Below are 26,562 nucleotides of genomic sequence, written 5' to 3' on the forward strand. Positions count from 1 at the left end.
AGTCGGTGTCTCAGGAAGTGCGGTGCGGATCAGCGGGTGAGGAAGGCGTCCAGCCCCGAAGGGACAGAAGGCTCCTCGGCGGGAACAGGGTGGGGCTCGCGGACAGGAGGCGTGGGCGGCGGCTGAACAGCCTGGGCTGCCTCGACGCGCTGCACGGGCTCTGAAGAAACAGCAACAGGCACGGCAGCCTCGTCACGGCCTTCGCGACTCTCGTGCTGGCTTTCACTCCCGTCACGGCCGTCATCGCCGCGTTCCTCTCCTTCATGGGCCTCGCTGCGCCCAGGGTCCTGCTCGCCCTGCGGCGGGCGGCCGCGCCGGGGAAGATGCTCAACGGGACGGTTGACCACGTCGATGTAGCCGTCGCGCTGGATGGACTCGCGGATCAGCAGCTGGAGCGAGCGCGAGATGTCGTACTGCTCGTCCAGCCACCGGTTCGTCGACTCGTCGGCCCGCGGGACGCTCCAGCGCAGACGGCGTGGCTCGGCCTTATCGGTCATTGCGAGCACCCCCTTGCGCCCTCGTGCTGATGGACACTGTCCTCGGTCATCGCGGCCCCCTCTCATGCGCGGTCCCCGAGGCGCTACTGCCAGTCGGGGACCTTTCGACTCATTTATCAGTCATCATTCTACTGGTCTTTCAATGGTCTCTGCAAGGACCACGCCAAGACCAGCAAAAGGCCGCCAGCAGATCAGGCCTGCATCACCGTGAGCGACCCCTGGCCGCGGCGGGACCCGTGGGAGCCGCCGGCAGGACCCGCAGAAGGCCACGGGTCTGCCGGGGAACCAGAAGACACAGGACTCATCAAGGGCTCACCCGGGACCGGCACGCGGTCCGCTGCGGACCAGCAGAAGACCTCGATCAGGCCACGGCACATTGGAGGGCGCTCGGTGGTTCCACACAAAGCACAGAAGCGCCCTCGAAGAGACCAGCAACAGTCCACCGTCGCGAGCCGGACCAGAGCAGACCTGTAAGAGACCATCATGGGACCAGCAGTACGCCCGAAGCGGCCCCAAGGAGTGCCATCCGGAACTCAATGGGGCCTGAATGGCCTTTCTGGACTCTCTCGGGTCTTTTATGGGTCTGGTCTGTGTCCCTGTCTGGCCATGCCGGTGCAATGATCTGTCCACTCCGGGACCAGAAGGGGTCCAGCGATGCGGGCCCGGACCGGTACCTGGAACACCCGCCTGCGACACCTCTAGGCAGTCCTGGAGCAAGCGGAGGAGCTATCGGAGCAGGGTGGAGCAGCTGTGGTTGCGCCTGTGGCGTCACCGACCCGCCCGGGGGCCGCAAGGAGAGCGGAGGGAAAAGGCGAACCGGGTAGTAGGGCCCCGCATGGAGCGAAAGGGCAAAAACTCCGCTTCCTTCCGTGCCTCACGGGCGGTGGGGTCCAGAAGGTGAGAACCCGCGAGGCTCTCCAGGAAGCTGCACCTGGTGGGAGACCCGGGCGGCTCCGTGACGCTGGGAAGCGGGGGCTCCCGTTGGATCTGGGAGGCTTCATGCTTCCCGGGAAAGCTCCTCTTCTGATGCGTCCACGAGGGGCAGGCCGGGCGGTGGCCGTCGAGGACTCGCTGTCGCTCATCCGGGGGTGCAGCTGCCACCAGGAGGGGCAGCCGGCCGGCCCGGAACGGACCCCGGCAAGGAAGCGGTGTGGGCCCGCCTCGGACGCGGTGCGACAGATGCTGGCGCGACCGCGAAACAGAGCCGGAGTGAGCACCCGCACACGGGTGCGACGAGCGCACCGACAGATCAGTGCAGTGCTGTGACAGCAGAGTTTTCCACAGCCTGACGCGACAGGTCGCGGGGAGTGGTGGACCGCTGCGCTCCGGGTCTGATGCGCCTGCGGCAGCAGGATGCACCAGGGGGTGCGGACCGGGCTGCGCCCGACGTCGCTGACGCTACGTGTGAGGACCCGTACGGGTACCCGCTCGTGCCTCGCGGTGGTGCGGAAGATGCATCCGTACGGCGTTGCAGCGGACGGCAAAAGGGCTGTACACCCAAAAGCCCGTAAATCCAGCGGAAACGACATGACCCGTACACCCGCTGCGCGGATGGAGAGGGGGTGTACGGGTCAAGGGTGTACGGGGCGTTTCCCCTGATATTCCAGGCTTCCGCTAACGCTCCAGCCGTGGAATGGCGAAATGGCGGCAAGAGAGGAAAAGGGCATAAGGGAACCTGGCAACAGCGGTCCTGCGGACCCTCCGCTTCGCTTCGGTCTCTCGCTGCGCTTCGAGACGCTGTTGGTCGGCATAGCCGACAGGTTCCACCGCTCGCTTCGCTCGCCGGTCCGTCAGTCGCTGCGCTCCCTCCGGCTATGCCCAGCGCTGCGCTTGAGTGGAGGACGCCCCCGCCTGCCCCGCCGCATTTATCCACAGGTGGACGACGCAGCAAAGGGTGCAGCCAGGCGGTGGATCACCTGGCGCTGCGCACCAGGTTTGTCCGAGGAGGACGGCCCGTCGGCCGGCCCGCTGCGCGGCCCAGTCGGAGCAGTTCCCGACACGGTTCACCAGAAGGCCGTCAGGCCAGCGGAGCTGGCACGGGAGCTGGACCGTACATCGAGTCTCCGCGGACCCCTGGCGGGACCTGCACTCGATGCCCGACACCTACATCCCGAGAAACAGAAGAGGCATCGTCATGACACACGCCCGGAAGGCATCCAGGTCCGCACGCCGGCCACAGCCGCAGCTCTCGCCCTACGACACCGGAGCCAGGTGCGAGGCCGGGCCGTGGATCCCCCACGGAGAGCGAGTCACTGAGGCGACTCCGGCGGAGAGCTTTGGCAAGGTCGACTTCGACGATGAAGAGAGCGGCACGGTCGGCGTCGCCTACCTCCAGCGCGACAAGGACGGTGGATACACCCTTCACGTCGCACCGCTCAGCGAGGACCGGAAGGTCCGGGTGGCAATCCATTACGAACGCGGCGCTGCCAGGGTCAACAGTGCCCAGGCGTCGGCAGCTGCCGCGTAGTGACCAGCCGACTGAGAAGAAACACCGGGAATCATTCCGGAAAACATTGCGGCGAAAGAGGACGCGAATGATGCAGCGACAGACGAGTATCACAATCCGGACTGCCACCGCGGCGGCCCCGGCGGGATCTATGCCGATGACCAAGATGACCAGCCGGGAGGCATCGCGATGACCAGTGGATTCAGCCATGCGCTGCTCGTGACCGGTTCCCGGACCTGGGACGCCGCGGAGGCCATGAAGGCGGCTTTGAACGAGGCCTGGAGAGCCTGGGGACCGTCTGCGGTCGCCCGACCCGTGCTCCTCTCAGGGCACTGTCCCAAGGGTGCTGACGCCATGGCCGAGCGGCTGTGGCGGGCTGCCGGCTTCGAAGTAATTGAGTTCCCGGGCGACTGGAGCGCTGAGCCCAAGGCGGCGGGCTTCACCCGGAACCAACGGATGGTCGATGCCCTCGTCGCCATGCGCGCCGGGGGAGCGCAGGTCCGTGTCGCCGCCTTCCTGGACCTTTGCAGCCAGTGCGACCAACGCACCGGCCAGCAGCAGCTGATGCCCGGAACGCCAGGGCACTTCTCACATGGCACCGTGCACGCCCGTTCCCGCGCCCTGGCTGCAAGCATCGAGGTCGAAGACATCATCCACCCGCGCCTGCCTCCGTTCTGACAAGTGCACACCCCGGACATGACAACAGCCCTGCAGCTGGTGCTGCAGGGCTGTTGATCCTTGATTCGAATAGGTGGCCGGAAATCTCTCCGGTATGGCCCGAAAGACTGCGGAAAGGGTGGGCTAGAGAGTCCGCTCGATGCCGTGTGCCTCATCGTGGGCCTTCATGACAGCTTTCGGAATGCGACCGAACTCGGGCACTTCATGACCGTTCTCGCGCGCCCACTTACGGATCTCCTCGCGTTCCTCGGGCGTCGTCTCGGGCACGAGTCGCTTCTTCTCGCCCTTCTTAGTGGCCTTTCGACCCTTACTGATGTATTCCTTGAGATTCTTCTCAAGCTCTTTGCGCTCTTCGTCGGTCAGGTCTATCTCGAACCAGGTGTCGCCCAGTCCGAAGGTGACTGTGGCAGCATCCGGCTTGCCACTGATGTCCGACTCCACAATATTTCGAATAGCCATGTCTTGAATGGTAGACGATCCGAACCACCTTAGAGAAGTCTTTGGGCACGCCAGAACGACAGATCTTTCGAATGCCTTCATCATAGGCCGAAAACGCTGCTATTCCAGCATAATCCACCTGACACACTGCTAAAATCACACTGCCAGCGGGTGCCTTTCCCCACCCCTGTAAACCGACCATTCGACACGATCGAGAGGCCCCCCGCCATGACCATTCTCCAGACCGTCGACGACCATCCACTGACGGACGACGGCGTCGACCTGTTCGCCCTGATGTGCCAGCGCCGCGGCTGGACCGACGAGTACCTCCGCGAGATCGAATCAGCTGAACACGACGAGCTCCTGGGCCTGGCCGAGATGGTCGAGGCCCTGGAAGACGCCCGGGCCGCCGGCCACAAGGTCACCATCGCCCCTGACTTCGACATGGACGGGATCTCCTCCGGTGTGCTCGGCTACGCCGGACTGTCAGAGCTCGGCTTCGACGTCGAGCTGCACGTGCCCGACTACCGCCGCGGCCACGACCTCACGCCCGAGGACATCGCAGAGATCGCAGCGACGTGGCCGGACACCAAGGTCCTGCTGACCTGCGACGGGGGAGTGAACTCCCACCGCGGGATCGCCGCCGCCCGGGCTCTGGGATGGAAGACCCTGGTCACCGACCACCACGAGGAGCTCGAACCCGGTTCGAGCGCCGACGTCACCGTCGACCCCTGTCGGATGGACGAGACCTACGCCAACACCGGCATCTGCGGCGCGCACGTGCTCTACCAGGTGTTGGAGGCCTATGCCCGCGTCCACCGGCCGGAGAAGCTCTGGGAGATCCGCCTGCTGCGCCTGTTCGCCGGCCTGGGCACCGTCTCCGACGTCATGCCCGTGCTGTACGAGAACCGGCAGCTGGTGCGCGACTCGCTGTCCATCGCACGGCTGCTGTACGCGCCCGCGCCGCGCACGGTCCCGACCCCCTGGGGCTTCGACCCGGACCCCGAGGCGATCGACGTCGGGCGGTCGACGCTGATGCAGCTGCTGCGCGTCGACCCGCACCACCCGGCCTTCGTCCGGGCCTTCGAGGGCTTCGCGGTCCTGCTGAAGGCCTTCGGCCAGGCAGGCAAGGTCCGCGACATCGACAGCATCGACGAGGGCTTCTACGGGTTCTACCTCGCGCCGGCGATGAACTCCCCGCGCCGCACGGGCGACCCGCTCGCACCGTGCTTCGGCGTGTTCACCGCGCCTGACCAGGACTTGATGCTCGAGGCGGCACACCAGGTCATCGCGACCAACGAGAGCCGCAAGGAGCTTGTCGAGGTCCACACCCAGGAGCTCGAGGAGGGTGATCAGCCGCTGGCCCCTTGGGTCTACTTCTCCGAGGCCTACCCGGGCATGTACGGTCTGCTCGCCAACCGGCTGATGGAGCGCCACGGCCACCCGGTCGTCGTGCTCAACCGTCCCGCCGGGCCGGATGACTACGTCGGGGGCTCCGGCCGGGCACCGTCGTGGTTCGGCATCATCGACACACTCGAGCACCAGGACGGCATGCGCGCCATCGGCCACCAGCAGGCCTGCGGCGTCAAGGTCGACCGGGCGGAACTGCTCGACGGTCTGGTCGAAGCATTGCGGGAGGCCACGCAGGTTGCCCTGCTGGCTGTCGTCCAGGATGAGCGCCGTGCCGACCTGGTCCTGGGCCCGGACCGGGACTGCGATGCTGGCCTGGACGACCTGGAGCCTCTGGTCGGCTTCGTCCGGCGTGTGGAAGCGCTGCGGCCCTTCGGCCACGGCTTCGTCGAGCCGGTGGTCGAAATCGCTGTCGAGCCACTCGGGCTGCGGGTGGACCGGATCGGTTCCGATACTGACTGCGGCCATGAGCGCACCGACGCCAACCTGATGACCAACGCCCGCGGCTACCGCGTGTGCCGCCTGTGCAAGAAGCACCTGCGGCTGGTCACCAGGTCCGGGCTGTCCTGCCTGTGGTGGAACGTCGCCGAGGAGAAGGAGCCGGAGATTTCGGCTCTGACGCGGTCGGCCAGCCGCACCGAGGTCGGAACGCTGCGTTTCATCGCGAAGCTGCAGCTGAACACCTTCCGCGGCGAGACCCGCGTCCAGGCCGTCATCGAAGAGCAGATCCCTGCGTCTGTCTGACCACGGAAAGGAGGCGGGGATGCCCGCTCCACCCATCAAGTCCCGGCTCGTCTCCATCGCGTGGTGTGTCCTCGTGCCCCTCGGCGTGCTCGCCGCCTACCTGGGACTTGGCCTTGCCGTAGTTTCCGAGGTCGGCGAGCCCGTCCTGGGTACGGCGGTGCTCGGAGGCCTGGTGGCGCTGCTCGTCAGCGCTGCCAGGCTCTTCCGGCCCCGGTGGTTCGCCAACGCGCCAACGGTCCGACCGATGTCCGGAACACCGCGCTTTACCCGAACGGTGCTTGGGTGCCTGGCTCTGGCGTTCTTCGCCGGCCAGTCCCTGGCCTTGTGGCTCTATACCCTTAGCGGCTCGGCGGGATTCGATGAATCGACCCGAGCCAAGACAGACGCCGGTCCCGTCGTGGCCCTCCTGCTCGCACTGGTGGCAGCGCCGGTGGCCGAGGAGATGCTTTTCCGCGGCCTGCTCTACCCGCTGCTGCGGCGCAGGGTCGGCATCGTCGCGGCGGTGCTCGTCACCGCCGCGGGCTTCAGCCTGCTGCACGCCAACGTCGTCCAGTTTGCTGCCACGCTGCCCCTGGCGGTGCTGCTGGCGCTGGTCTACGAACGCACCCGCGTCCTGTGGCCGTGCGTGCTGCTCCACCTGGCCTTCAACCTCGCGGCCGTCCTTGTCCCCGCCCAGCTGCTGGGCGCACTGGCGAACCCCGTCTCAGCGCTGCTGATGACCGCGGCGTTCCTCGCGTGCGCCCTGGCGGTGTACCGCATGGCGGCACCCGCGTGCGGGCCTGCACAAGACGACAGGGAGGCCGGCGGGGAAGAATGCAGGGAAAGCGAGCCACAGGCCGCATAGCGGCCGGGCTCAACGTGCAGGACTGACGCTGGTGCCCTCCGGGCGACCTTTCGGCCGTGGGCCGACGGTCGCTCCGGAGGGCCTGCTCTCGGGTGACCGGGGTGATCCGGTCACCGGGGGATTGGCTGAAGGATTTTCGTCAGCCAGACCTGAGAGGAGGTGGATCCACCATGGCCGTCGTCAACAAGTGCGCGTATGACGCGCAAGGCCGGCTCGTGCGCCCCAGCGGCAGCGAAGTGCGCCGCGCGCGGTTCGCCAGCGACTTAGACACCGGTGAGAGGCCGACCTTCGATCGAGGGTCCATGCACTTCTTCACCATGAGCACCAGCGGCGGCACGGCGGAGCAGGCGCGCGAACGCGCCCGCGAGATGCTCGCCCGCTTCTTCGAACGCGCCGAGTCCGTCGCTGGCTTCCGCAAGCTCGAGATGCGCCGGAGGCAGGGTGTGATGCCCTGCAACCGCAACGTCTCCATCACCTACGAGATCCTGTACGCCGTCGAGGACGGCCACCGGGTCCGTGCCCACATACCCGAGTCCCCCAATGCGGGATACCGGCGAGGCCGCAGCGCGGCCGCCTTCTAGGCGGCCGGCGCACCCTGGGCCTCGCACCAGCGTGAGCGCGCAGAAAGGCCGGAGAGCTCCCTTCCCACGGGGATGCTTCTCCGGCCTTTCTGTTTTCACGTTCCTGTGACAACAACGCCTGGTGACGGTTCCTGGCCCTAACACCAATGCCCACTCTATCAGTGTCGATTCATCATGTGCAATGCAGTTGGCATCCCATTCCGGCGGCCATTCGAAGGTCTGTCTCGGAATCACTCGGAATCACTCGGAAGCCCGGTCGACCAGGACGCCGGACCCATCGCGGTCGCTCCCGTCAGGGCCGTCAGGGCCTGATGCTCCGCTGCACGGGAGGACGCAGCGCCGAGGTGTACCACGTGTCGTGGTACACCTCCCGATCCCAGTGCTGGCCTGCTCAAACGGCGGGTCAGGCGACCGCGGCCGAGGGAGTCTGTACCACGTGCCCGAGCGGACGTGGTACGCCGTTTTGCCTTGGTAGATCAGCGTTTTCGGCAGGTGTACCACGAGTACCACCAGATTCCGAGCGTTTACATATGTGCGCGAAGGACGCCTCCGATCGGTCATCCAGCCAGTAAGAGCTCTTATCCCCATGCGCGTATATCTAGTCTTTATTTAGTGGTACAAGTGGTACAGGGGGTATATAAAGCCCGTCTCACCAGGGCAAACGCCTGTACCACGTGCAAATCTCCATGTGGTACACCCCGTTTGGAGAAGTCCTGAAATCCCCGACTGACCAGGGGAAACAGGTGTACCACGTCAAGTGGTACACCTTCCGATACCCATAGGGGGTATACCGGCTCGCTGCTGCAGCCGGATCCCAGCTCTGGAGGTTCCCGGCCGGCCGGTCGGAAGAACTCCCCGAACCCCGACCAGGGGGTCGGGCGGCTCACGCCGCCCGCGGGGGAGTGCTCGAGCACGAGAAGCCAGCGGCTCCGTGGGGCATACGCCCCCGGAGCCGCTGTTTCTCATTCCAGACCGCACGCTCTCGTCGTGTCGTCGTGGCCTCCGGGTCTCGCGCGCGACCCCTCCGAGCCCCACCCGGGACCTCTGCCGGACCATGAGTCGGCTATCAGTCGACTCGTTGCGAAAGACCATTCGGATGGCATAGAGTCGTGAGCACGTTCCTATTCGATTACGAGACCAATCGGCTTCCCACTCACTGCCGGCAGGTACTCGACGCGATCGAGAAAGACAGCAGCATGACGACTCCTGACGACCCAACGCCCGTCTTCGACGAGGACTTCGACACCCCCTCGACCAACCCTGTCGCCGACGCCTTCACCGAGGTCATGACGTACTTCGCCGACGGCGGCGACATCGCCCCGCAAAACGAAATAGTCACGCGCGCGACCGAGGTCTACCTCCAGCTGATCGACCCGTCGGACCCGCCGGCACCGCGCCTGCTCGAGAAGCAGCTGCTCGCGATCGTGAACGGCGTCTCCAAGGCCGAGAACAGCAAGACCAAGGTGGCTGCCGAGAAGCTGCCCCTGGCCCGGCACCTGACCTACTGGCAAGTGGCGCAAATCCTGTTGAGCCTGCACCACGTGATCCGCATCGCCCCCAGCGCCAAGGACACTGACCGCGAGTACGACCTGCTGGCGATGTACCAGGCCACCGGCCCGGGCCGCGGCACGTACACCACCAGCGAGGACGACATCCGCACCACGGCACGCCGTTACAACACGCAGCTGACACTCAAGGAGTTCGCCGAGGTCCTGGCAGTACTCCGCGAGGACAGCCCGCGCCGGCACCAGTGCAGCCACAGAGACCTCATCGCCGTGAACAACGGCGTGTTCCACTACGGCCGCGAGGCCCGGGACATCCATGAGGGCGGCAAGGCCTTCCACTTCGAACCCAAGTCGCTCGTACCCTTCGACCCGGCACTGGTGTTCCTGGCCAAGTGCCACATCGACTACGTCGAAGACCCGGACAACCCGGTGATCGTCCACCCTGTCGACGGCTCGGTCTGGGACATCGAGTCCTGGATCCACGAGCTCTCCGACGAGGAGGGTATCCCCGAGCTGCTCTGGGAGGTCATCGGCGCGATCATCCGGCCGCACGTCAGCTGGGGCAAGACTGCCTGGTTCTATTCAGAACAGGGCAACAACGGCAAGGGCACGCTGTGCTCGCTCATGCGCAACCTGTGCGGGCCACGCTCGCACACCTCGATCCCGCTGAGCGACTTCGGCAAGGACTTCGCGCTCGAGCCGCTCGTGCGCGCCAACGCGATCATCGTCGACGAGAACGACGTGGGCACCTTCATCGACAAAGCGGCCAACCTGAAGGCGATCGTCACCAACGACGTCATCCAGATCAACCGGAAGTACCGGATGCCGATCGCCTACCAGTTCTTCGGCTTCATGGTCCAGTGCCTCAACGAGTTCCCGCGCGTGAAGGACAAGTCCGAAAGCTTCTACCGCCGGCAGCTGTTCGTACCGTTCAACAAGAGCTTCACCGGCATGGAGCGCAAGTACATCAAGGACGATTACCTCCAGCGCCGCGAGGTCCTGGAGTACGCCCTCTGGTACGTGCTCAACCGCGCCGGCGCAGCCGACCCGGGCAACTACTACCAGCTCTCCGAGCCGGTGGCGACCAAGGACGTCCTGGCCGAGTACAAGGAGGCCAACGACCCCGTGCGCGCCTTCTGGGAAGAGTTCCGCGAGCGGCTGGTGTGGGACCTGGTGCCTTTCACCTTCACCTATGACCTCTACAAGGCCTGGTTCGCAGACGTCTCGCCCTCGGGGTCGCCGGTGAGCAACAAGCAGTTCATCACGGACCTGGTTGCGATCGTGCGGCCTGACCCGCTGTGGCACTGCCCGGACAAGAACAAGAAGATCCGCCCCGGCCAGATGATGGCCACCCCCGAGACGACCATCGCCGAGTACGAGCTGAAGAAGTGGATGAACCCGCACTACAGCGGCTCGGACCCGAAAAAGAAGTCGCAGCCGGTCCTTCAGGCCAACTACCGCGGCCTGCTCCGGCACACCGGTCCCGCCGCCCAGGTGGACGCCGACGACGAGGACACCACAGGAGAGGACTGATCCGACCATGCGCACAATCGCCAGGGCCATCACCGAGCTCGCCCGGGCGGTGACCGACCTCGCCAAGCAACAAGGCAGGGCGAGCACCGCGCTGGCCGATGTCGCCCGCGAACAGCGGATCACCAACCTGATCGTCCGCTCGCAGATCAGTGCCGACCCGGAGGAGAAGCGGCGGCTCGTGGCTGAGGCCTCCAGTCGGATGGACGCCCCGCGCCGCCGCTCTCCACACAACCCGATCGACTGAAGGACGGATGTGCAGGAGAGGGAGTCTCACCCGGAAAGGAATGCGCCGACTGCATCGGCCAGCGTGAGCACTTCGGCTACTCCCTGGTGGGAGGTCGATGGGTCCGCGGTGCCCGGCCGGTCCCCGCGCCCGTCACAAGGAAGAAGCGCCGCCTAAGGCCATCCGCGGCAGCAGCCGGCACCCCGACCAGATAACTGCATACCCCGGCCGTGACGGCCGGTGACGACCGAAAGGCCAGACCCATGACCACCCAGCGCACCCCCGTCACAGCTGAGACCGCGCTCTTCACGTTCTACGACATCGAATCGCTGTCGAACGTCTTCACGCTGTGCGCCTACACCCCGCGGCCGGGCCGCGCCGTCCACGACCTGGAGATCTTCTTCCTGGCCGACGACCCGGCGCTGGTCGCCTCCGTCGACCCCCAAGCCCTCTACGACACCGTGATCCGCTCCAACCCGGGGCTGCCCGCGGTCAGCGTCCAGCTTTGGAACCTCGGCGGCGAACGGGGCAGCCTCCGGCTCGCCGAACTGATGGGCCTCTCGAACGCCGACCAGGTGTGCAACCACTCCGACCCAGGCGGGTACCCCGCGGCGCTGCGTCCGGTCTGCGACACAGACCCCGAGTACGACCCGGCAGTGCATCCGTTCCTTGCTGGCTACAACTCAATGAACTATGACACGACTATGGTCGCGCTCTACCTCAACGAGGCGTTTCCGGCCCCGGGCAGCGGTCGGCCGTTTCAGCCGACCACGGCCCGTACTCTGCGCGACCACAACGACCAGCTCTTCTCGTCCCAGCACATCGAGTACATGCCTGGCTACCTCGGCTGGGACGGGGCGGCTGCGAAGATCCGCCGCGCCATGCTTCACTCGGGCCGGCACCTGGACGTGGCCCGGCTGAACGAACTGCAGTCCAAGGTCAGCCTCAAGCGCCTGCTCGGGATGCTCGGCCGCCAGATCAAGGAATCCGAGAAGCTCAGCCATGACACGAGCATCGAGGCGGTAGAGGATCTCTATGAGCTGCTGGCCTACAACGTCTCGGACTGCCTTGGTCTGGCCCAGCTGTTCCGGCACCCGGCGTACGCGAGCAACTTCGATCTCAAGGCCGCTCTGCTCGCCCAGTTCACCGAAACGGTGTTCACCAATAACGGTGCGGTGCGCAAGGACCGGCTGGCAGTCGACTCCTCATCGGCAAAGTTCGTGGGCCGCATCCTCGCACCCTACGCCTCACTGGATGACATCGAGGCGGTGTCCTTCGTATATCCGCACCCCGAGGTCGCTAAAGAACGCGGGATCGAGCCGGTCAACGTGCTCGACGAGTGTGTGCGCTTCTTCGAGGAGAACGTCGCGCCCGACCCGGCCACCCACTCCGAAGTGACTGCAGCCCAGCGCGAGGCCCACCGGCAGTTCCTGCAAGTCGTGGCGTACTACCGCTCGATCGAGGGGCAGAACTTCAACGACTCCGAGGAGTACCGCGACAAGTTCAGCCTTCCGGCCCGGTCTCTGCGCGATGTGCCCAAGACCCCGAACAACGTGCCGTATTTCCGGGCGGACGCCTCGCCGTCGTCCTGCTTCGCCACGTTCTCCACCGGCGGCATCCATGGGGCCGAAGCCGACCTGTCGGTGTTCAACGCCGAGAAGGTCGAGCACAACGATCAGACCATGATGCTCATCCGGGCAGCGCAGGCCTTCCCGGACGCAAAGGACTTCGTGGCCGAGGCCAAGCGTCAGCACGCCATGCTCCGCCTGCCCGACGGCACCTTCGTCGACAAGCGGCTGGTCCTGCTGGGTTCGGACCCGGAGAAGGTCAAGTACCGCAAGCCGAAGAAGGACGACCCTGACCAGGCCGGGCAGCTCGCCCGCGCCCAGGCCCAGGTGCCTGACCCGGCGGACCTGTTGACCACCCAGCGGCCCGAGGCGGAGGCGCTGAACGTCGTCCTGCCCGACGGCGGTGTCCTGGAAGGCAAGGTGGTACTCGCCAACAGCACGGCCACCAATGCCGCCTACCGCGATGAGCCGGCCAAGAAGAAGCCGGAGCTGTTCATCGCCAAGGAAGACGGCTCCGACAAGTTGCACCCGAAGTTCGCACGTACCTCGGCTGGCCTGGTGATCCACGAGGACTTCACCAGCTACTACCCGAACCTGCTGCGCAACATGCGGGCGTTCTGGAACCCCGAGCTGGGTGAGGACCGCTACGCGAAGATCTTCTTCGACAAAGAGCGCTACGGCAAGGAGATCAAGGGGCTGAAGAAGCAGCTGGCGCAGCTTCCGGGCGACAGCCCTGAAGCTGCGCGGATGAAGGCTCAGATCGCCGGGCTCGGCGTGCTGCGCAACGGCACGAAGCTGATCCTCAACTCGGCCTCGGGCGCAGGCGACGCAAGTCACCGGACGCCGATCCGGATGAACAACCGCATCATCTCGATGCGCATCCTTGGCCAGCTGTTCAGCTGGCGGATCGGACAGGCCCAGACGCTGGCCGGGGCGCGGATCATCTCCACCAACACCGACGGCCTCTACTCGGTCGTCGGCGGCGAGAACGGATTCGACGAAGCGACCAACAACCGGGTGCTCGCCGAGCAGCAGGAGGCCATCGGCGTCGACATCGAACCTGAGCTGATGTTCCTCATCAGCAAGGACTCGAACAACCGCCTGGAGCTGGAGGCCCCGGAACCGGGGCGGTCCGTGGCAGACAGTCCGATCATCGCCGCCGGTGGCGGCACGCTGGCCTGCCACGCGGGCCCGACTCCGACGAAGTCGCTGGCCCACCCGGCCGTGATCGACTTCGCCCTGGCCCGCTACCTGCAGACGGTGGCGAGCAGGGGGGAGTCGGCGATCGCGGAGCCCTTCGACCTGATGCTGGGCCGGAAGGTGATCGAGGAGGCGGTCCTGGAGGACGACCCGATCCGGTCGCTCCTGTTGTTCCAGAACGTCATCGCGGCCTCCCGCGGCTCGATCACCTACCCCTTCTCGGCTGCGCCCATCGACCCCGCCGTGGGTGTGAAGTTCAGCGAGCAGGGTCACGTGACCAACGTCCGCGACCCACAGGTGCTGCAGATGGTCAACCGGGTGTTCATCGTCCGCGAGGGCACCGAGAACGCCCGGAGCCTGCTCAACGCCGGTGCCTGGAAGGTCACCGCGGCCAGCCAGGCCAAGCGCCGCGAGGAGGACATCGGCCGGACCAAGCGCGACCCGGTCGCGCTGGAGGTGCTGCGCCATCACGGCTGGGCCCGCTCCCGCGCCGAGGCCAGCATGTCGGACGGGCTCGCCGTGCTCCCAGACGACCAGGACGTCGTGGTGCGGCGTATTAACGCCATCGACCCAACCTGGTCGATGGTCGTCGTCAACGACGACCTGCACCAGCTGCCGGCCGACCGGATCGAGCGGCTCATCGCCTCGCTGGACCTGGACACCTACGTCCGGATGCTCGAGGAGACGTTCACCAAGAACTGGATGAACGAGGCCGTCTGAGCCGATCCACCACAACCCGCACAAGGGGGCCGCGCACGCCGCGGCCCCCTTGTTCAACTCTGCGCACCATTGCGAATGGTTCCGCACAGATCATTCACTTCGAGTCATAATTGAGTAAGAAAGGCAATTCGGACTCGACGCGACACGACCACGAGAGGCCATCATGTCCCAGTCAACACTCCCTGTCCGCTCCACTGACCCGGAGACCTCCTACGCCGCCGCCGTGAAGGCCGCGCTCGGCGCATCCCGCGTCCGTCCCATCGTGCTCGACATCGTCCGCGAGAAGGGCCCGCTCACCCACGACGAGCTCATCGCCGCTTACCACGACCGCGTCGTCACCAGCCTCGGCGAGGTGCCGCGCTCCTCGGACTCCGGCATCCGCACCCGGCTCAAGGAGCTCGCCCACCAGGGCCTGGTGACCGTCGCCGACATCGACGGCTTCTCCAACTACGGCAATGCGGCCAAGCGCTGGGTCGTGGTCGACCCTGACGACCCGAGCTTCGTCTACGACCCGGACGCCATCGCTGCCTACATCGACGACGAGGACATCGTCGGCTTCGGGCACTTCCTTGACGGCGACGCCTCCGACGCTGCCGGGACCGACGAGGACTGAGCCCCCATGCCGAGGAAGAAGAACCAGCGGGAGAAGGCCGTCGAGCAGTACCTGCTCACGCAGTGCCGCCGGCACGGTCTGTTCTGCCTGAAGTTTGTGTCCCCGGCCCGCGGGGGCGTCCCCGACCGAATCGTCCTCACGCCCACCGGCACGGTCTTCGTCGAGGTCAAGCGACCCGGCGGAGACCTCGAGAAGCGCCAGCACGTCATGCACGCCAAGATGCGCCGTTTCGGTGCCGAGATCCACGTCGTGGATGACGAGCAGGCCGTCGACGCCTTCATCACCCACGTGCTCGGTTACCGCCGGATCGAGAGCCAGCAGAAAGCAGCATCATGACCGCAACAGCCACGGCCGCGGGCCCGGAGACAACCGCCCGCGACTACGAAACGAAAGACTCGGGATCACGCAGGGTCACCGCCTCCGGCATGCAGCGCGAGGTGAAGACAGGCCAGCCCCGCTTCGACCTGCTCGTACCCCTTCAGGTGCCCTACCAGGACCAGCTGCTCACAAGGACGGCCGCGCTCGTGGAGCGTGGAGCGCGCAAGTACGACTCGCGCGACTGGGAGCAGGCCAGCACTGCCGCAGAGATGGAGGAGTTCCGCGCCAGCGCCTTCCGCCACTTCATGCAGTGGATGTGCCGCGAAGACGATGAGGACCACGCGGCTGCCGTGGTGTTCAACCTCCTGGCCGCGGAAAGCACCCGGACGGTGATCGCCCGCGGTGACGCCGGAACCCCGGAGGCCGCCCGATGAGCGGCCGCGTCACCAAGGGCAACGGCCAGGCAACCTCGGCCTTCCGCCAGCTCACCCGGGCCGACCTGGGCACCTTCGATCGCGAGGCCACGGAGCTCGTGCTCGAAGCGATGCGGGCCGGCTGCGTTGGGCGTGTCTCGTCCCGGGGCCACGCCATTCTGCGCAACAACGCCGGCGGATCCGTCTCGGTGCCGCGCAACATGACCTCACCCAACCGCACGGCGCAGAACGCCCGTGCCGACATGAAACGGCTGCTCGGCGGGCACCGGGCCGACCATGCAGTATCCGCCGCAGACCGCAGGCCACGCGGGAAACGGCAGATGACCGTCGCGGTGGCCTTCGTTGAGCACCCAGCCGCCTTCTCCCGCTGGTTCGACGCCCAGCCCGAGGGCCTGCCTGCGGACCAGCTCATCGAGGTCTCGTTCGACGGGGCCGGGGAGCCGGCCTTCCAGGCCGTGCCCGTCGACGCGCCCGCACAGCCCGATGCACCGGAACAAGACCAGCCGGGGCCCGCGACGGCCCGGCCCACCCGCCGCCGGGGACACCTGATGATCGCGCCCGAGCCCGGGCAGGAAGCAGAGGACGACATGACCGCCGAGGCCAAGGAAGATCTGCCGCTTGCGACACGCATACCCGATTCGGCCGTCGGGGATGCCTCTGCCGAAGCGGTGCTTGAGCGCGTACGCACCGCACTGGGTGAAGACCCGCGTGTCACCGCCCTGCAGCGCAGGATCGTCGGGCTGGAGGCAGAGCTCGCCGCCCAGACACGCCGGGCCGATGACGCCGAGGTCCGCATGGGCCTTATCCGCGAGGCATTCCATGCCTGATCCCGACTACCGACAACCCACGAGAGGAGGCCGCACACCATGACCACGACCATCGCACCACCGCAGCCGTCACCCGCGCCCATCGTGCTCAAGCCCTACCAGCAGCAGATCCACGACTTCCTCGTCAGCCGCCCCTTCGCCGGAGCCTGGCTTGGTGTCGGAGCCGGGAAGACGCTTTCGACCCTCAGCGTCCTGCAGACAGTCCGGCCGATGGGCCACATCCTCGTCGTCGCACCGATCGCGATCGCACGCTCGACCTGGCTCGACGAGATCGACAAATGGGGATTCCCGATCCGAACCAAGTCGCTCATCGTCAACGAGAACGACCGGAAGCTGCCCAAGGAGAAGCGCCTGGAACGCTTTCGGGAAGTCTTCTCCGACCCGCCGACGATGTACTTCGTCAACCAGGAGTTGCTGACCCAGCCCTCCCAGGGTGCGCGTCTGCTCCAGCTGACCGGCGAGCCCACCGGCGATGCCATCGCCGCCGGGATCTCACCGGAGGCCGTGCGGCTGCGCGGGCTCATCGAGACGATCGGACCAATGGCCCAGGAGCAGCTGATCGGACACTTCCTGCAGCTGGCTGCCGGGCAGTCCGGAACCAAAGCCCCCACCAAGACCGCTGTCAAGGAGGCGATCAGCGAGCTCGTCACCCGCGGTGCGCTGGAGCGCGAGAGCCACGACTGTCGCAGCTGCGGCGGCGACGGCTGCGCGCAGTGCCGCTACGGCCTGGTCGACCAGATGCCGATCCAGTCCATCAACGGACAGGACACCCTCATCTGGCCGTTTCAGACGGTAATCATCGACGAGTCGCAGGGCTTCAAGTCCCACAGCAGCGCCCGGTTCAAGGCCTTGAAAGCGGTCCGCCCGGCCATCACGCGGCTCATCGAGCTGACCGGCACGCCGAGCCCGAACGGGCTGCACGACCTGTGGAGCCAGATCTACCTGCTCGACCAGGGCGAGGCCCTGGGCCCGACCATCACGGAGTTCCGCAACCGGTGGTTCATCCCGAAGATGGTGCCTGGCACCACCACCCCGGCGAAGTGGATCCCGACCCCGAACGCCGAGGCCGAGATCCATGAGGCCATCAGGCACCTGGTGATGAGCGCGCAGAACACCAACCTCAACCTGTCGGGCCTGACGATCCAGGACGCCAACGTCACCCTCCCGCCGGACCTCATGCAGGCCTACAAGGAGTTCAGGCGCGACCTCGTGCTCGACGTCGTGAAGACCTACCAGGACGAGGACGGCAAGCTCACCCAGAGCGTTGAGTCGATCGTCGCCGAGAACCAGGCGGTCCTCACCAGCAAACTGATGCAGTTCGCCTCGGGGACGCTCTACACGGCCGACCCGGAGGACCCGGCGACCAAGGGCCAGTACGAGGTTATCCACGACAAGAAGCTCGAAATGGCCGAGTACCTGGTGCGCAACAGCGGGGGAGACCCCGTGCTGGTCGCGTACCACTTCCGCTCTGACCTGGAGCAGCTGATGGCGCGCTTCAAGAAGGCGGGCATCGACGCGCAGGTCTTTGACGGCTCGCGGGAGATGGTCCGCCGGTGGAACGCCAAGCAGATCCAGGTGATGCTGCTGCACCCCGCGGCGGCCGGCCACGGCCTGAACCTGCAGGACGGCGGCTCGACGATGATCTGGTACACGCTGCCGTTCTCGCTCGAGCACTACCTGCAGACCAACGGCCGTCTCTACCGCACGGGGCAGACCAAGCCCGTGGTGATCCACCGGATTATCACCAAGGGCACTCAGGACGAGCGGATGCCCGGAGTCCTGGCAGAGAAGCAGCAGGTCCAGGACGACCTCATCTCGGCTGTGTCCGGCGAGGAGGCGATCCTCGTCGCCCTCGAGGAGGAGATCCAGGACGACCTCAACGACCTGTGGGTCTCCGAACGGGTCTGACCAACCCATTCCGACGCCGCGGAGCGCCAGCCACACGCCGGCGCTCCGCGGCGCACCACCCCGACCCCAGTGCCACCCGGCCCGAGGAGGACTGATCCATGAATGACCCGAAGCACCAGGCCTGGCCCGACGGAGCGCGCGTGCGCTTCACCGCCGAGGCCAGGGAAGCCATGCAGGCGCGGCCCGGAACGAAGCCGCTGCGCGCACCGGCCCTCGGGCCGAACACGGACTACACGATCGACAACACCGACGACGGCCTGCACGACGTCGTGCTGCGCGAGACCGGGGAACGCTACGGCGTGCTCTGGCTCCAGAGCGCAGAGCACGAACCCGTCGACCCCGACGTCGCGCTGCTCGAGGAGCTCTTCGACCGCGAGCTGCCGGCCAGCTTCGACCCCGCCCGGGGGACAAGGAGCGTCACTCGCCATCACGGAGCAGGGATGGCCACAGCCGGAGCCCGGCCCGCCACGACCGTAGTTCCGCGCGGCAACTGGATGCAGACCTACACGGGTCGCCGGTTCTACCCGCTGGACCCGCGGCCCGAGGACGTGGACATCGCCGACATCGCACACGCGCTGTCCATGCAGTGCCGCTACAACGGCCACGTCCGCCGGTTCATGTCCGTCGCCGAGCACTGCGTACTCCTCTCGCGACTCGTCGCCCCGGAGCATGCGCTCTGGGCGTTGCTGCACGACGCGACAGAGGCATACGTGGGCGACATGGTCCGCCCGCTGAAGCTTCACATGCCGGAGTACTGGGCCGTCGAGGACGGCGTCATGGTCGCCATCGCCCAGAAGTTCAGTATCGACCCCGCCATGCCCGCCGAGGTGAAGCACGCCGACTCGCGGATCCTGCTCGACGAGCGCGCGGCGCTGCTGGGCGAGCCGGCGGGGGACTGGGAGGTTCCAGGTCAGCCCTTCGGGATCGAGATCCAGGCCTGGAGCCCGGATGCTGCCGAGCTCGAGTACCGCCTGCGCTTCGCCGAGCTGACTGGAGACCCGGCCGGTCTGCCCGTCGGGCTGTGCGGAGACCGGGAGGACCACCTGCCCCACACCCACCGCAGCGCCTCGCTTGGCGGGCTCTGGTGCTCCGCTGACCAGGACTCCCGCCTCCCCTGGGCCGCCGAACGTCGGCAGACCCAACCCGGAAACGCAGGAGAACAGCCCCATGGCTGAGACCAGGATGACCGGGACGGAACGCATCGCAGCTGGTTCATGACCGACCGGTGACCGGCACCCTGCGGGTGCTGGTCACCGGAGGGCACAGCGTCGGGGTCGGCAGGGCCGACCCGGGTGCCGGGGCAGTGATGTCGGGGGTCGGGTCCCGGCCCGGTCCCCCCTCATTGCCACGACACCACAACGAGAAGGAGCGAGTCCCATGGCTGAGCAGCCCATCTACCGGCTCCCGCCTGCGGGCTGGTCGGACTTCGGCGCACACATAGACCAGCCGGAGGTCCGCCTCGAGTTCTCGGCCGAGACCGGCGAGGACGGGATGCCGCTCTGGGAGCGGCCCATCGACATCCGTCACGACGACCAGGAGGTCTCGCCATGAAGGCGTACAGCACGCAGACCGAACGCACCTACGATTCCTGGGAGGACCTGGTGGCCGAGGAGGCCAACGGCTACGGCGTCGTGGTGATGATGCAGGCCGAGAGCCTGAAGTCCGCCAGCCCCCAGACCTACTCGCGCCTGATTGGGCCGTTCGACGACCAGAAGAAGGCCCGGAACAAGGCCGCAGCCGTTCGCCGCGCCTGGAAACGCGCCAAGGACCGCGACCCCCGTATCCAGCTGCTGGGCGTCTCGGTCGAGCCCATCTGGCCCGACCTGCGCTTCGGCACCAGGAACTGAGACCTAATTCCACAACCAGCGCCACGGGCGCGCTGTCGGGGCCGACGCTCCGCAGACCATCAACGACACGACCGACGAGGACATCCGCCATGACCATGACGACCACCGCCCGCCCCGCACCTCCACGCCTGCAGGACCCGCTCGACGCCGTGATGCGCAGCTGCCTGCGCGATGACGCAGTCTGGGCCGAGGTCACCACCACGCCGGCCGGCCTCAACCAAACCGAGCACTGGCTGAAGACCACCGCCTCAAGCATCGACCAGCAGCTCTCATTCCGCCAGGACGACGCCGAGATCTGGCGGCTGTCCCCGCTGGATCACAGCACACAGCTGATCGAGTTCCTCGAGTGGCGCAAGGGCGCGCTCTACCTCAAGAGCCTCTGCGAGAAGCGCCTCATCGACATCAAGCGCCTGCGGACCGCCGACGAGGAGCGCGCCGAGGAGATGAAGGTCCTGCTGGTCCGCCTGGCGCAAGCCGTCGTCGCCCACGAGGGCGAGCTGATCGGAGACGAGGACCTGTACGGAGCCCTCGACCGGATCTCGCTCCCCGGCGCGGACGCGCCGACCCTGCGGGAGTACCTCCAGTTCCGCGACGGCTCGAAGGACTGACCCAGACCACACGACCGCAGCCTCGCCGCGGCCGGGTCCCTGTGGGACGGCGGCGCGACGGGGCTCCTCGATCCCGGGCCAAGCGGCCCGGCGGAAAGAACCGCATGACGCCCCAGACCACCACGACCACCGCAGAAGAGCTCGTCCCTGAGATCGAGCAGACCCTGCTCGATTCGCGGGCGGACCGTGCCCTGCACGAACGCCGTGGGGTGCACGAGCACTCCGAGCAGACGGAGCTGAGCGACCACGAGCGCACCGTGATGCTCGACGTCACCCTGGCGCTGCTCATCCGGCATCGGCTGCCCATCGACGCCGACCGCGCCGCGAAGGCGGTGGCCGCCGCGCAGACCGCCGATGCCCGCACGTGGGCGGCTGGCTGCGCCCGCCACATCGCCCGCGTGGCGGAGGAGAAGAACCCATGAGCCGAAAGCGCAGGCAGCACTACTCCACCGAGGGCTTCCGGCCGTCGGCGAATCCCGAACAGGCGCACTGGATGCGGGAACTCCGCAAGTCCAGTGCGACGCAGCGGCACACCCCCAAGCCCCGCAAGGGCACCCGCCGCGAGCGGGAGCGACAGGCGATCCGCGACCAGCAGCGACACCGAGGAGACCACCCATGACCGACAACAACCGAGGGCCCGCAACCGGAATCGCGCTCGACGCAGAGTCACTGCGCGCCGAGCTGCGGGAGGCCCCGGAGGCCCACGGCCTCGATCCGGAGCAGGCGGCGGAGATCGCAGCGCTCCCGGACGGACAGATCAACAGCTGGATACACGAGCTCGCCGCGCGCGACGACGCCTTCTGGGCGCTTTACGACGGGCTCCGCCGGCGCACCATCGCCCATCTCGCCGAGATGCACAGCACAGCCAAGGACGTGAAGCCGTGAACGCGCCCCTGCCCGACTGGTGGGTCGACGCGACGCCGGACGGCAAGTGCGCCAAGCACCCCGGCAAGCACGAGGTCTACGTCTACGGCCAGCAGCGCGCAGACGGCATGGCGTGCATCGGGTGCAGCTGGCAGCACAGCACGGTCATGTCGACACCAGCAGCCATCGCCCGGCACGACGCCGACCAACACCTCGAGCACGACCACGGGCTCTGGGTGCCCATCGATCGCGGCCCCCTCGCGGGCACCTGCCCGTGCGGGAAGCCCGGGCTGTACGCCGACTCAGTGCTGCGGACCAAGGTCCGCGCAGTCCTCCAGCAGGCGCAGCCGTGGAGCCCGACACCGGACCAGCTGGCGGACCTGCTCGTCGGCGCGCTCGTGCCCGACCACGGCATCCTCGTGGCCTTTACGGCCGAGCAGCAGACCGAGTCCGACTGGGAGCTGGGCTACAGCGCCTCGTACACCGACCTCGCTGCCCCCGAGGTGCTCGGCCACCGCCTGAGCGAGCGGGAGCTCGCCGAGCTGTACTTCCAGATCGAGGCCATGGGTGGACTCGGCGAGTCCGAGGCCTACCGCGACCTGGACAAGGCCGTCGAGCGCCTCGGCGAGGAACCCGCCCGGCAGCTGCGCGAGCGTGTGGCCCAGCCCGGGCTGTTCGACCTGGAGCCCGACGTCTGAGAGCCAGGGCCTCCACACCACAACGACCCCCAGCAGGGGAGAGAAGGAAACCAAGTCCCATGACCCCCACCACGATCGGCGACCTGCCCCGGACCGCCCACACCGCGCCGAAAATCACCATCTACGGGCCGGCGGAGTGCCCCAACTGCGACAAGGCCAAGAGCCTGTTCGATCGGCAGCAGCCCGCGATGCAGTACACCAAAATCGACATCGAGCAGGGCGATGAAAACCACCGCCACATCACCGAAGACCTCGGATATGCCCAGGCACCCGTGATCGTCGTCAAGCTGGCCTCCGGCCGCACCGTCCACTGGGGCGGGCACCGCCAGGACATGCTCACCGCCCTCGTCCGGCTGTGCACCAAGGGCATCGTCCCGGAGGACCGGAAGGCGGCGTCCTGATGGCAGCGGCGCAGCAGCGCCTCGGCCTCAGCATCACCGCCCGGCAGGCCGACATCCTGCTCGATACGCTCGTCGACAAATCCGTCGAGACGGACCACTACCTGCTGTCCTATCCCAAGGACGAACCCGACAAGACCGACACCTGCTGCGACGCGCACCTGGCCCGGTTCGAGCAGCGCGCACTCCAGCGCAAGGCGCTGCTCGAACGGAAAGCAGAGGTACAGCACCTCATCGCGCTCATCGAGGCGATCCGGCCGGCGTTCGAGGCCTCCGAGTCCTCCCCGGTAAGCACCACGGCCGTGGACCTGTCCGGCGTGACGCTCGTCTACCGGGACACGGCAGGCAAGACGCACGAGCAGCCGCTGGCCGACATCGGATCCGCCGGGACCCTCATCGACCCCGACACCGGAGACGACCTCGAGCTCATCGCCGCGCTGGTCGCAGCAGACCCCACCCGAACCAAAACCCAGGGAGCAACCCCATGAGCCTGCACATCGACAGCCTTGCCGACCTCGTCCGCGGAGCTGTGTCCGGCGGCGACACCACCCGGGAAGACTTCGAGCGTGCGCTCGACCAGGTCTTCCCCCGGGATCAGCTCGACCCGTTTGAGGGCACCGGCAGCGAGGAGTACCTCGTCGGATGGACGATCGACCAGGATGCTGCATCGCCCGCTGAGGCCGCCAGCAAGGTCTGGCGGGAGGTCTTCCAGCGCGGACCATGGCAGCCCAGTGCTGACGAGGGCTGCGTCTTCACGGTCTCTCGTGAGGGCCAGCGTGTCGAGATTGACCTCAGCGACGAACACTTCGCGCACCTTTTCAGTGACTAAAAGGAACAGCGGGAGCAGCGCGCGGCGCAGCCGCCCCGGAGTACAGGACGGAAGCCTCGCGCACAGAGCCCCGGAGGAATGGGATCCTCCGGGGCTCTGTGCCCGCACACCCCGAGAACGAAGTACCGACACACGCACGACAACTTCTAGGAGGAGCCACGGTGCTCGCACAGCAGAACACCCGCCTCCCGGCCGCACCGTCATGAGCGGTGAGGACCCCGACGAGAAGTGGCGCAGGGATGCCCTGTGCGCAGAAACAGACCCCGACGCGTTCTTCCCGGAGAAGGGCGGCAACACCACCGACGCCAAGAAGGTCTGTGCCCAGTGCGGGGTGCGCGCACAGTGCCTGGATTACGCGTTGAGCGCCGACGAGCGCTTCGGCATCTGGGGCGGACTCAGCACCGCCGAACGCGACCGCCTTATCAAGACTTCACCGGTGGCACACCGTAGCGCCGCCCAGGCGCAAAAGCAGGAACGCGACACCCTCATCGTCGCGATGGCCGGCAGAGGGATCGACCCCCGGACCATCGCCGACATGGCCGAGGTCACCGACCGCACCGTCTACCGGGTGCTCGCCCGGCACAAGGAGCGGGGGGACGCCGTCTCCGCCTGAGCGCAGCACCGTCAATTGAAAGGACCGCCATGCCACTGTTCCCGCGCCGCTTCAGGCAGCAGAACCTGCTGCCCGGGGACGCCTATCCCCCTGAACGGACTACAGGCGCGCCCATGCCGGCCAGGAAACGCGCCGCCATTGACCGCAAGCTCCGCCGGATGGTGAAACAGCATCGGCTCCCGGCCGAGCCGGGAGAGTACCTCGACGCAACGGGCGACCGCTGGACGCTCGACGCCCAAGGCGGCTGGACCGACGCCGGCGGCGTACACCGCGACGCCCGGTACGCGCCGATCATCGCCTTGTTCGTCCACAACTCCGGCCCGTTCACGCGCATCGAGAGCTGATGGCCACCCCCGCCGCAAAAGGAGCAACCATGCACCCCCGCATCGAAGACAGCCACCTCGACCCCGGACTCCTGCCGACCGTCAATCCACAGCAGCGCACCGACACCCAGCTCGTCGAGCCGGTGCTCCGGGCCATCCACGCCGCCGTCGCGGACTGCAGCGTGACCGCCGCCCAGGTCTTCGCCGGCCGGATCCACACGCGCAAGAACGAGGAGTGCACGACAGCGTTCGGCCGGCCGCCCAGCGTCGGTCACGCATCTGACGGTGACGACTTCTACTTGCAGATCGGCGTCCGGGTGCCCTCGTACGCAGCCGCACCGGTGCTCGAAGCGATCCACGCCGTCGAGGCCATGTCGGACGCGCAGGCGCTGCGCGAGGCGCGTGCCCGGCTCGCCGAGGCCAGGGCGCGCACCGCCGCGGCACAGAGCGAAGAAGCCCGGGTCGAGGCCGAGATCGCCCGCCTCGAACCAAACAAGGAGTAGACCATGAGTGCCATCCAACCCCTGGCCGCCCGCATGCGGCCCACCTCCCTCGACCAGATCGTGGGCCAGGAGCACCTGGTCTTTCCCGGCTCGCCGCTCGAGCTGCTCGCCCAGGGCGAGGGTGCGACCTCGGTCCTGCTCTGGGGTCCGCCCGGCGTCGGCAAGACCACCATCGCCTCGGTGATCGCCCGCCAGACCAGCCGCCGCTTCGTCGAGCTCTCTGCGACCAGCGCCGGCGTAGCCGATGTCCGCAAAACGCTCGCCGGAGCCCAGAAGGCCCTCGACGACGACCTCCAGACGCTCGTGTTCATTGACGAGATCCACCGCTTCTCCAAGGCGCAGCAGGACGTCCTCCTGCCCGCCGTGGAGGCCGGGGTCATCTCGCTCATCGGCGCGACCACCGAGAACCCGAGCTTCTCGGTCAACTCGGCACTGGTCTCGCGCTCAATCCTGCTGGTCCTACGCCCTGTGGAGGACGGCGAGGTCGTGAACCTGCTCTCGCGTGCCCTAGAGGAGGACCCGGTCCTCTCAGCCACCGGGATCGGGTTCGCCGACCCCGCGCTGCAGATCATTGCAGGGCTGTCCAGCGGCGACGTCCGCCAGGCGCTGAACCGGCTGGAGACCGCTGTCGCAACTGCGCAGGCCGCAGGCAAGAGCGTCGTCGACCGCGAGGTGCTGGAGCAGGTCACCGGCGCTGCGCTGCAGCGTTACGACCGCGATGGCGACCAGCACTACGACGTCGTCAGCGCATTCATCAAGAGCATGAGAGGCAGCGACCCGGATGCGGCCCTGCACTGGCTGGCCCGGATGATCGAGGCGGGGGAGGACCCGAGGTTCATCGCACGGCGCTTGGTGGTGCACGCCTCCGAGGACGTCGGCATGGCCGACCCCTCGGTGCTGGGCATCGCAGTGGCCGCCGCCCAGGCAGTCCAGCTGATCGGTATGCCCGAGGCGCGGCTCAACCTCGCTCAGGCAACGGTCGCAATCGCCACGGCCCCCAAGTCGCCGGCCGTCATCCGCGGCATCGACCAAGCGCTGGAAGACGTCCGGCGCGGCCGGACCGGGAGCGTGCCAGTGCACCTGCGCGACGCGCACTACCCGGGCGCGAAGGGCCTCGGGCACGGAGAAGGCTACTTCTACCCTCACGACTTCGAACACGGAGTTGTCTTGCAGCAATACCTACCCGATGCCGTCCGCGGCACACAGTATTACCGTCCTACCGGCAATGGCTTCGAACAAACAATCGCCAGACGGTTGGCTGCGATCGATCAGATGACCGTGGAGGACAGGAACCCCCTCGACTAGATCGCGGACCAGAGGTAGAACCGTGGCCGCATCATCCTGGATCGTCGCTGCATGGAAAATCACCAGCAAAGTCGTCGGCTTCCACAA

Annotated in this window: 30 protein-coding genes; 28 read left to right on the forward strand and 2 right to left on the reverse strand. The window is 67.1% G+C overall.

Annotation, left to right across the window (positions count from 1 at the left end):
- Nucleotides 1-29 precede the first annotated feature (29 nt).
- The gene (locus QRN04_RS06540; RefSeq protein ID WP_133830771.1) at nucleotides 30-497 is read right to left on the reverse strand and encodes a hypothetical protein; all 468 of its coding nucleotides are present in this window, start codon (nucleotides 495-497) and stop codon (nucleotides 30-32) included.
- A gap of 2,134 nt (nucleotides 498-2,631) precedes the next feature.
- Here QRN04_RS06540 and QRN04_RS06545 point away from each other — a divergent pair.
- Together QRN04_RS06545 and QRN04_RS06550 are read left to right on the forward strand one after the other, a co-directional pair.
- Nucleotides 2,632-2,964: a hypothetical protein gene (locus QRN04_RS06545; RefSeq protein WP_133830770.1), complete on the forward strand. Its 333-nt coding sequence runs from the start codon at nucleotides 2,632-2,634 to the stop codon at nucleotides 2,962-2,964.
- A 168-nt stretch (nucleotides 2,965-3,132) separates the two neighbouring features.
- On the forward strand, nucleotides 3,133-3,621 hold the full coding sequence (locus QRN04_RS06550; protein ID WP_133830769.1) for an SLOG family protein: 489 nt from the start codon (nucleotides 3,133-3,135) through the stop codon (nucleotides 3,619-3,621).
- A 123-nt stretch (nucleotides 3,622-3,744) separates the two neighbouring features.
- Here the strand turns inward: QRN04_RS06550 and QRN04_RS06555 are convergent, their stop codons facing one another.
- Nucleotides 3,745-4,080, reverse strand: a complete 336-nt coding sequence (locus QRN04_RS06555) for a histone-like nucleoid-structuring protein Lsr2 (RefSeq protein WP_056387574.1) — start codon at nucleotides 4,078-4,080, stop codon at nucleotides 3,745-3,747.
- Between the two features lie 207 nt (nucleotides 4,081-4,287).
- Here QRN04_RS06555 and QRN04_RS06560 point away from each other — a divergent pair, with 207 nt between their 5' ends.
- The 26 genes from QRN04_RS06560 to QRN04_RS06685 all read left to right on the forward strand — a co-directional run bounded on the left by QRN04_RS06560 (nucleotide 4,288) and on the right by QRN04_RS06685 (nucleotide 26,475).
- Nucleotides 4,288-6,213, forward strand: a complete 1,926-nt coding sequence (locus tag QRN04_RS06560; protein WP_284975269.1) for a DHH family phosphoesterase — start codon at nucleotides 4,288-4,290, stop codon at nucleotides 6,211-6,213.
- Between the two features lie 19 nt (nucleotides 6,214-6,232).
- The gene (locus QRN04_RS06565) at nucleotides 6,233-7,057 is read left to right on the forward strand and encodes a CPBP family intramembrane glutamic endopeptidase (RefSeq protein ID WP_284975270.1); all 825 of its coding nucleotides are present in this window, start codon (nucleotides 6,233-6,235) and stop codon (nucleotides 7,055-7,057) included.
- A gap of 170 nt (nucleotides 7,058-7,227) precedes the next feature.
- Complete coding sequence (locus QRN04_RS06570) at nucleotides 7,228-7,638, forward strand: hypothetical protein (protein WP_133830766.1); 411 nt, start codon at nucleotides 7,228-7,230, stop codon at nucleotides 7,636-7,638.
- Nucleotides 7,639-8,747: 1,109 nt separating this feature from the next.
- Complete coding sequence (locus QRN04_RS06575) at nucleotides 8,748-10,676, forward strand: DNA primase family protein (RefSeq protein ID WP_208294363.1); 1,929 nt, start codon at nucleotides 8,748-8,750, stop codon at nucleotides 10,674-10,676.
- 7 nt (nucleotides 10,677-10,683) lie between these two features.
- On the forward strand, nucleotides 10,684-10,920 hold the full coding sequence (locus tag QRN04_RS06580) for a hypothetical protein (protein ID WP_133830765.1): 237 nt from the start codon (nucleotides 10,684-10,686) through the stop codon (nucleotides 10,918-10,920).
- 242 nt (nucleotides 10,921-11,162) lie between these two features.
- The gene (locus QRN04_RS06585) at nucleotides 11,163-14,387 is read left to right on the forward strand and encodes a hypothetical protein (RefSeq protein ID WP_284975271.1); all 3,225 of its coding nucleotides are present in this window, start codon (nucleotides 11,163-11,165) and stop codon (nucleotides 14,385-14,387) included.
- 163 nt (nucleotides 14,388-14,550) lie between these two features.
- Complete coding sequence (locus QRN04_RS06590) at nucleotides 14,551-15,000, forward strand: hypothetical protein (RefSeq protein WP_133830763.1); 450 nt, start codon at nucleotides 14,551-14,553, stop codon at nucleotides 14,998-15,000.
- Nucleotides 15,001-15,006: 6 nt separating this feature from the next.
- Nucleotides 15,007-15,336, forward strand: coding sequence for a VRR-NUC domain-containing protein (locus tag QRN04_RS06595; RefSeq protein WP_133830762.1), 330 nt, complete (start codon nucleotides 15,007-15,009; stop codon nucleotides 15,334-15,336).
- Entirely contained in the window at nucleotides 15,333-15,752 is a 420-nt protein-coding gene (locus QRN04_RS06600) for a dATP/dGTP diphosphohydrolase domain-containing protein (protein ID WP_133830761.1), read from the forward strand. The genes QRN04_RS06595 and QRN04_RS06600 overlap by 4 nt, the downstream gene beginning before the upstream one ends.
- The gene (locus tag QRN04_RS06605; protein ID WP_284975272.1) at nucleotides 15,749-16,579 is read left to right on the forward strand and encodes a hypothetical protein; all 831 of its coding nucleotides are present in this window, start codon (nucleotides 15,749-15,751) and stop codon (nucleotides 16,577-16,579) included. The genes QRN04_RS06600 and QRN04_RS06605 overlap by 4 nt, the downstream gene beginning before the upstream one ends.
- Before the next feature lie 39 nt (nucleotides 16,580-16,618).
- Entirely contained in the window at nucleotides 16,619-18,487 is a 1,869-nt protein-coding gene (locus QRN04_RS06610) for an SNF2-related protein (protein WP_133830759.1), read from the forward strand.
- 98 nt (nucleotides 18,488-18,585) lie between these two features.
- Nucleotides 18,586-19,662, forward strand: a complete 1,077-nt coding sequence (locus tag QRN04_RS06615; protein WP_284975273.1) for an HD domain-containing protein — start codon at nucleotides 18,586-18,588, stop codon at nucleotides 19,660-19,662.
- A 202-nt stretch (nucleotides 19,663-19,864) separates the two neighbouring features.
- A complete protein-coding gene (locus tag QRN04_RS06620; RefSeq protein WP_156400143.1) occupies nucleotides 19,865-20,038 on the forward strand; it encodes a hypothetical protein in 174 nt (57 codons plus the stop codon).
- Entirely contained in the window at nucleotides 20,035-20,334 is a 300-nt protein-coding gene (locus tag QRN04_RS06625) for a hypothetical protein (RefSeq protein WP_071416427.1), read from the forward strand. Before QRN04_RS06620 ends, QRN04_RS06625 begins: the two co-directional genes overlap by 4 nt.
- Nucleotides 20,335-20,423: 89 nt before the next feature.
- Complete coding sequence (locus QRN04_RS06630; protein ID WP_056387540.1) at nucleotides 20,424-20,942, forward strand: hypothetical protein; 519 nt, start codon at nucleotides 20,424-20,426, stop codon at nucleotides 20,940-20,942.
- Between the two features lie 104 nt (nucleotides 20,943-21,046).
- On the forward strand, nucleotides 21,047-21,364 hold the full coding sequence (locus QRN04_RS06635) for a hypothetical protein (protein ID WP_056387538.1): 318 nt from the start codon (nucleotides 21,047-21,049) through the stop codon (nucleotides 21,362-21,364).
- Nucleotides 21,361-21,561 carry a hypothetical protein gene (locus QRN04_RS06640; protein ID WP_056387535.1) on the forward strand — a complete coding sequence of 67 codons (201 nt, stop codon included), beginning with the start codon at nucleotides 21,361-21,363 and terminating at the stop codon, nucleotides 21,559-21,561. The genes QRN04_RS06635 and QRN04_RS06640 overlap by 4 nt, the downstream gene beginning before the upstream one ends.
- Complete coding sequence (locus QRN04_RS06645) at nucleotides 21,558-21,827, forward strand: hypothetical protein (RefSeq protein ID WP_056387532.1); 270 nt, start codon at nucleotides 21,558-21,560, stop codon at nucleotides 21,825-21,827. The genes QRN04_RS06640 and QRN04_RS06645 overlap by 4 nt, the downstream gene beginning before the upstream one ends.
- Entirely contained in the window at nucleotides 21,824-22,504 is a 681-nt protein-coding gene (locus QRN04_RS06650) for a hypothetical protein (protein ID WP_284975274.1), read from the forward strand. Before QRN04_RS06645 ends, QRN04_RS06650 begins: the two co-directional genes overlap by 4 nt.
- A gap of 59 nt (nucleotides 22,505-22,563) precedes the next feature.
- Nucleotides 22,564-22,905 (forward strand): glutaredoxin family protein, encoded by a 342-nt coding sequence (locus QRN04_RS06655; protein WP_056387525.1) that lies wholly within the window; start codon nucleotides 22,564-22,566, stop codon nucleotides 22,903-22,905.
- Nucleotides 22,860-23,390 carry a hypothetical protein gene (locus QRN04_RS06660; protein ID WP_156783997.1) on the forward strand — a complete coding sequence of 177 codons (531 nt, stop codon included), beginning with the start codon at nucleotides 22,860-22,862 and terminating at the stop codon, nucleotides 23,388-23,390. The genes QRN04_RS06655 and QRN04_RS06660 overlap by 46 nt, the downstream gene beginning before the upstream one ends.
- Nucleotides 23,387-23,731, forward strand: a complete 345-nt coding sequence (locus tag QRN04_RS06665) for a hypothetical protein (protein WP_071416432.1) — start codon at nucleotides 23,387-23,389, stop codon at nucleotides 23,729-23,731. Before QRN04_RS06660 ends, QRN04_RS06665 begins: the two co-directional genes overlap by 4 nt.
- A gap of 202 nt (nucleotides 23,732-23,933) precedes the next feature.
- Complete coding sequence (locus QRN04_RS18145; RefSeq protein WP_133830756.1) at nucleotides 23,934-24,344, forward strand: WhiB family transcriptional regulator; 411 nt, start codon at nucleotides 23,934-23,936, stop codon at nucleotides 24,342-24,344.
- A gap of 29 nt (nucleotides 24,345-24,373) precedes the next feature.
- Nucleotides 24,374-24,688, forward strand: a complete 315-nt coding sequence (locus tag QRN04_RS06675) for a hypothetical protein (RefSeq protein ID WP_133830755.1) — start codon at nucleotides 24,374-24,376, stop codon at nucleotides 24,686-24,688.
- Between the two features lie 29 nt (nucleotides 24,689-24,717).
- Nucleotides 24,718-25,170, forward strand: a complete 453-nt coding sequence (locus QRN04_RS06680) for a hypothetical protein (protein WP_133830754.1) — start codon at nucleotides 24,718-24,720, stop codon at nucleotides 25,168-25,170.
- Between the two features lie 3 nt (nucleotides 25,171-25,173).
- The gene (locus QRN04_RS06685; protein WP_133830753.1) at nucleotides 25,174-26,475 is read left to right on the forward strand and encodes a replication-associated recombination protein A; all 1,302 of its coding nucleotides are present in this window, start codon (nucleotides 25,174-25,176) and stop codon (nucleotides 26,473-26,475) included.
- Nucleotides 26,476-26,562: the final 87 nt, after the last annotated feature.

Source organism: Arthrobacter sp. efr-133-TYG-104, from assembly GCF_030208915.1.
GTDB lineage: Bacteria > Actinomycetota > Actinomycetes > Actinomycetales > Micrococcaceae > Arthrobacter.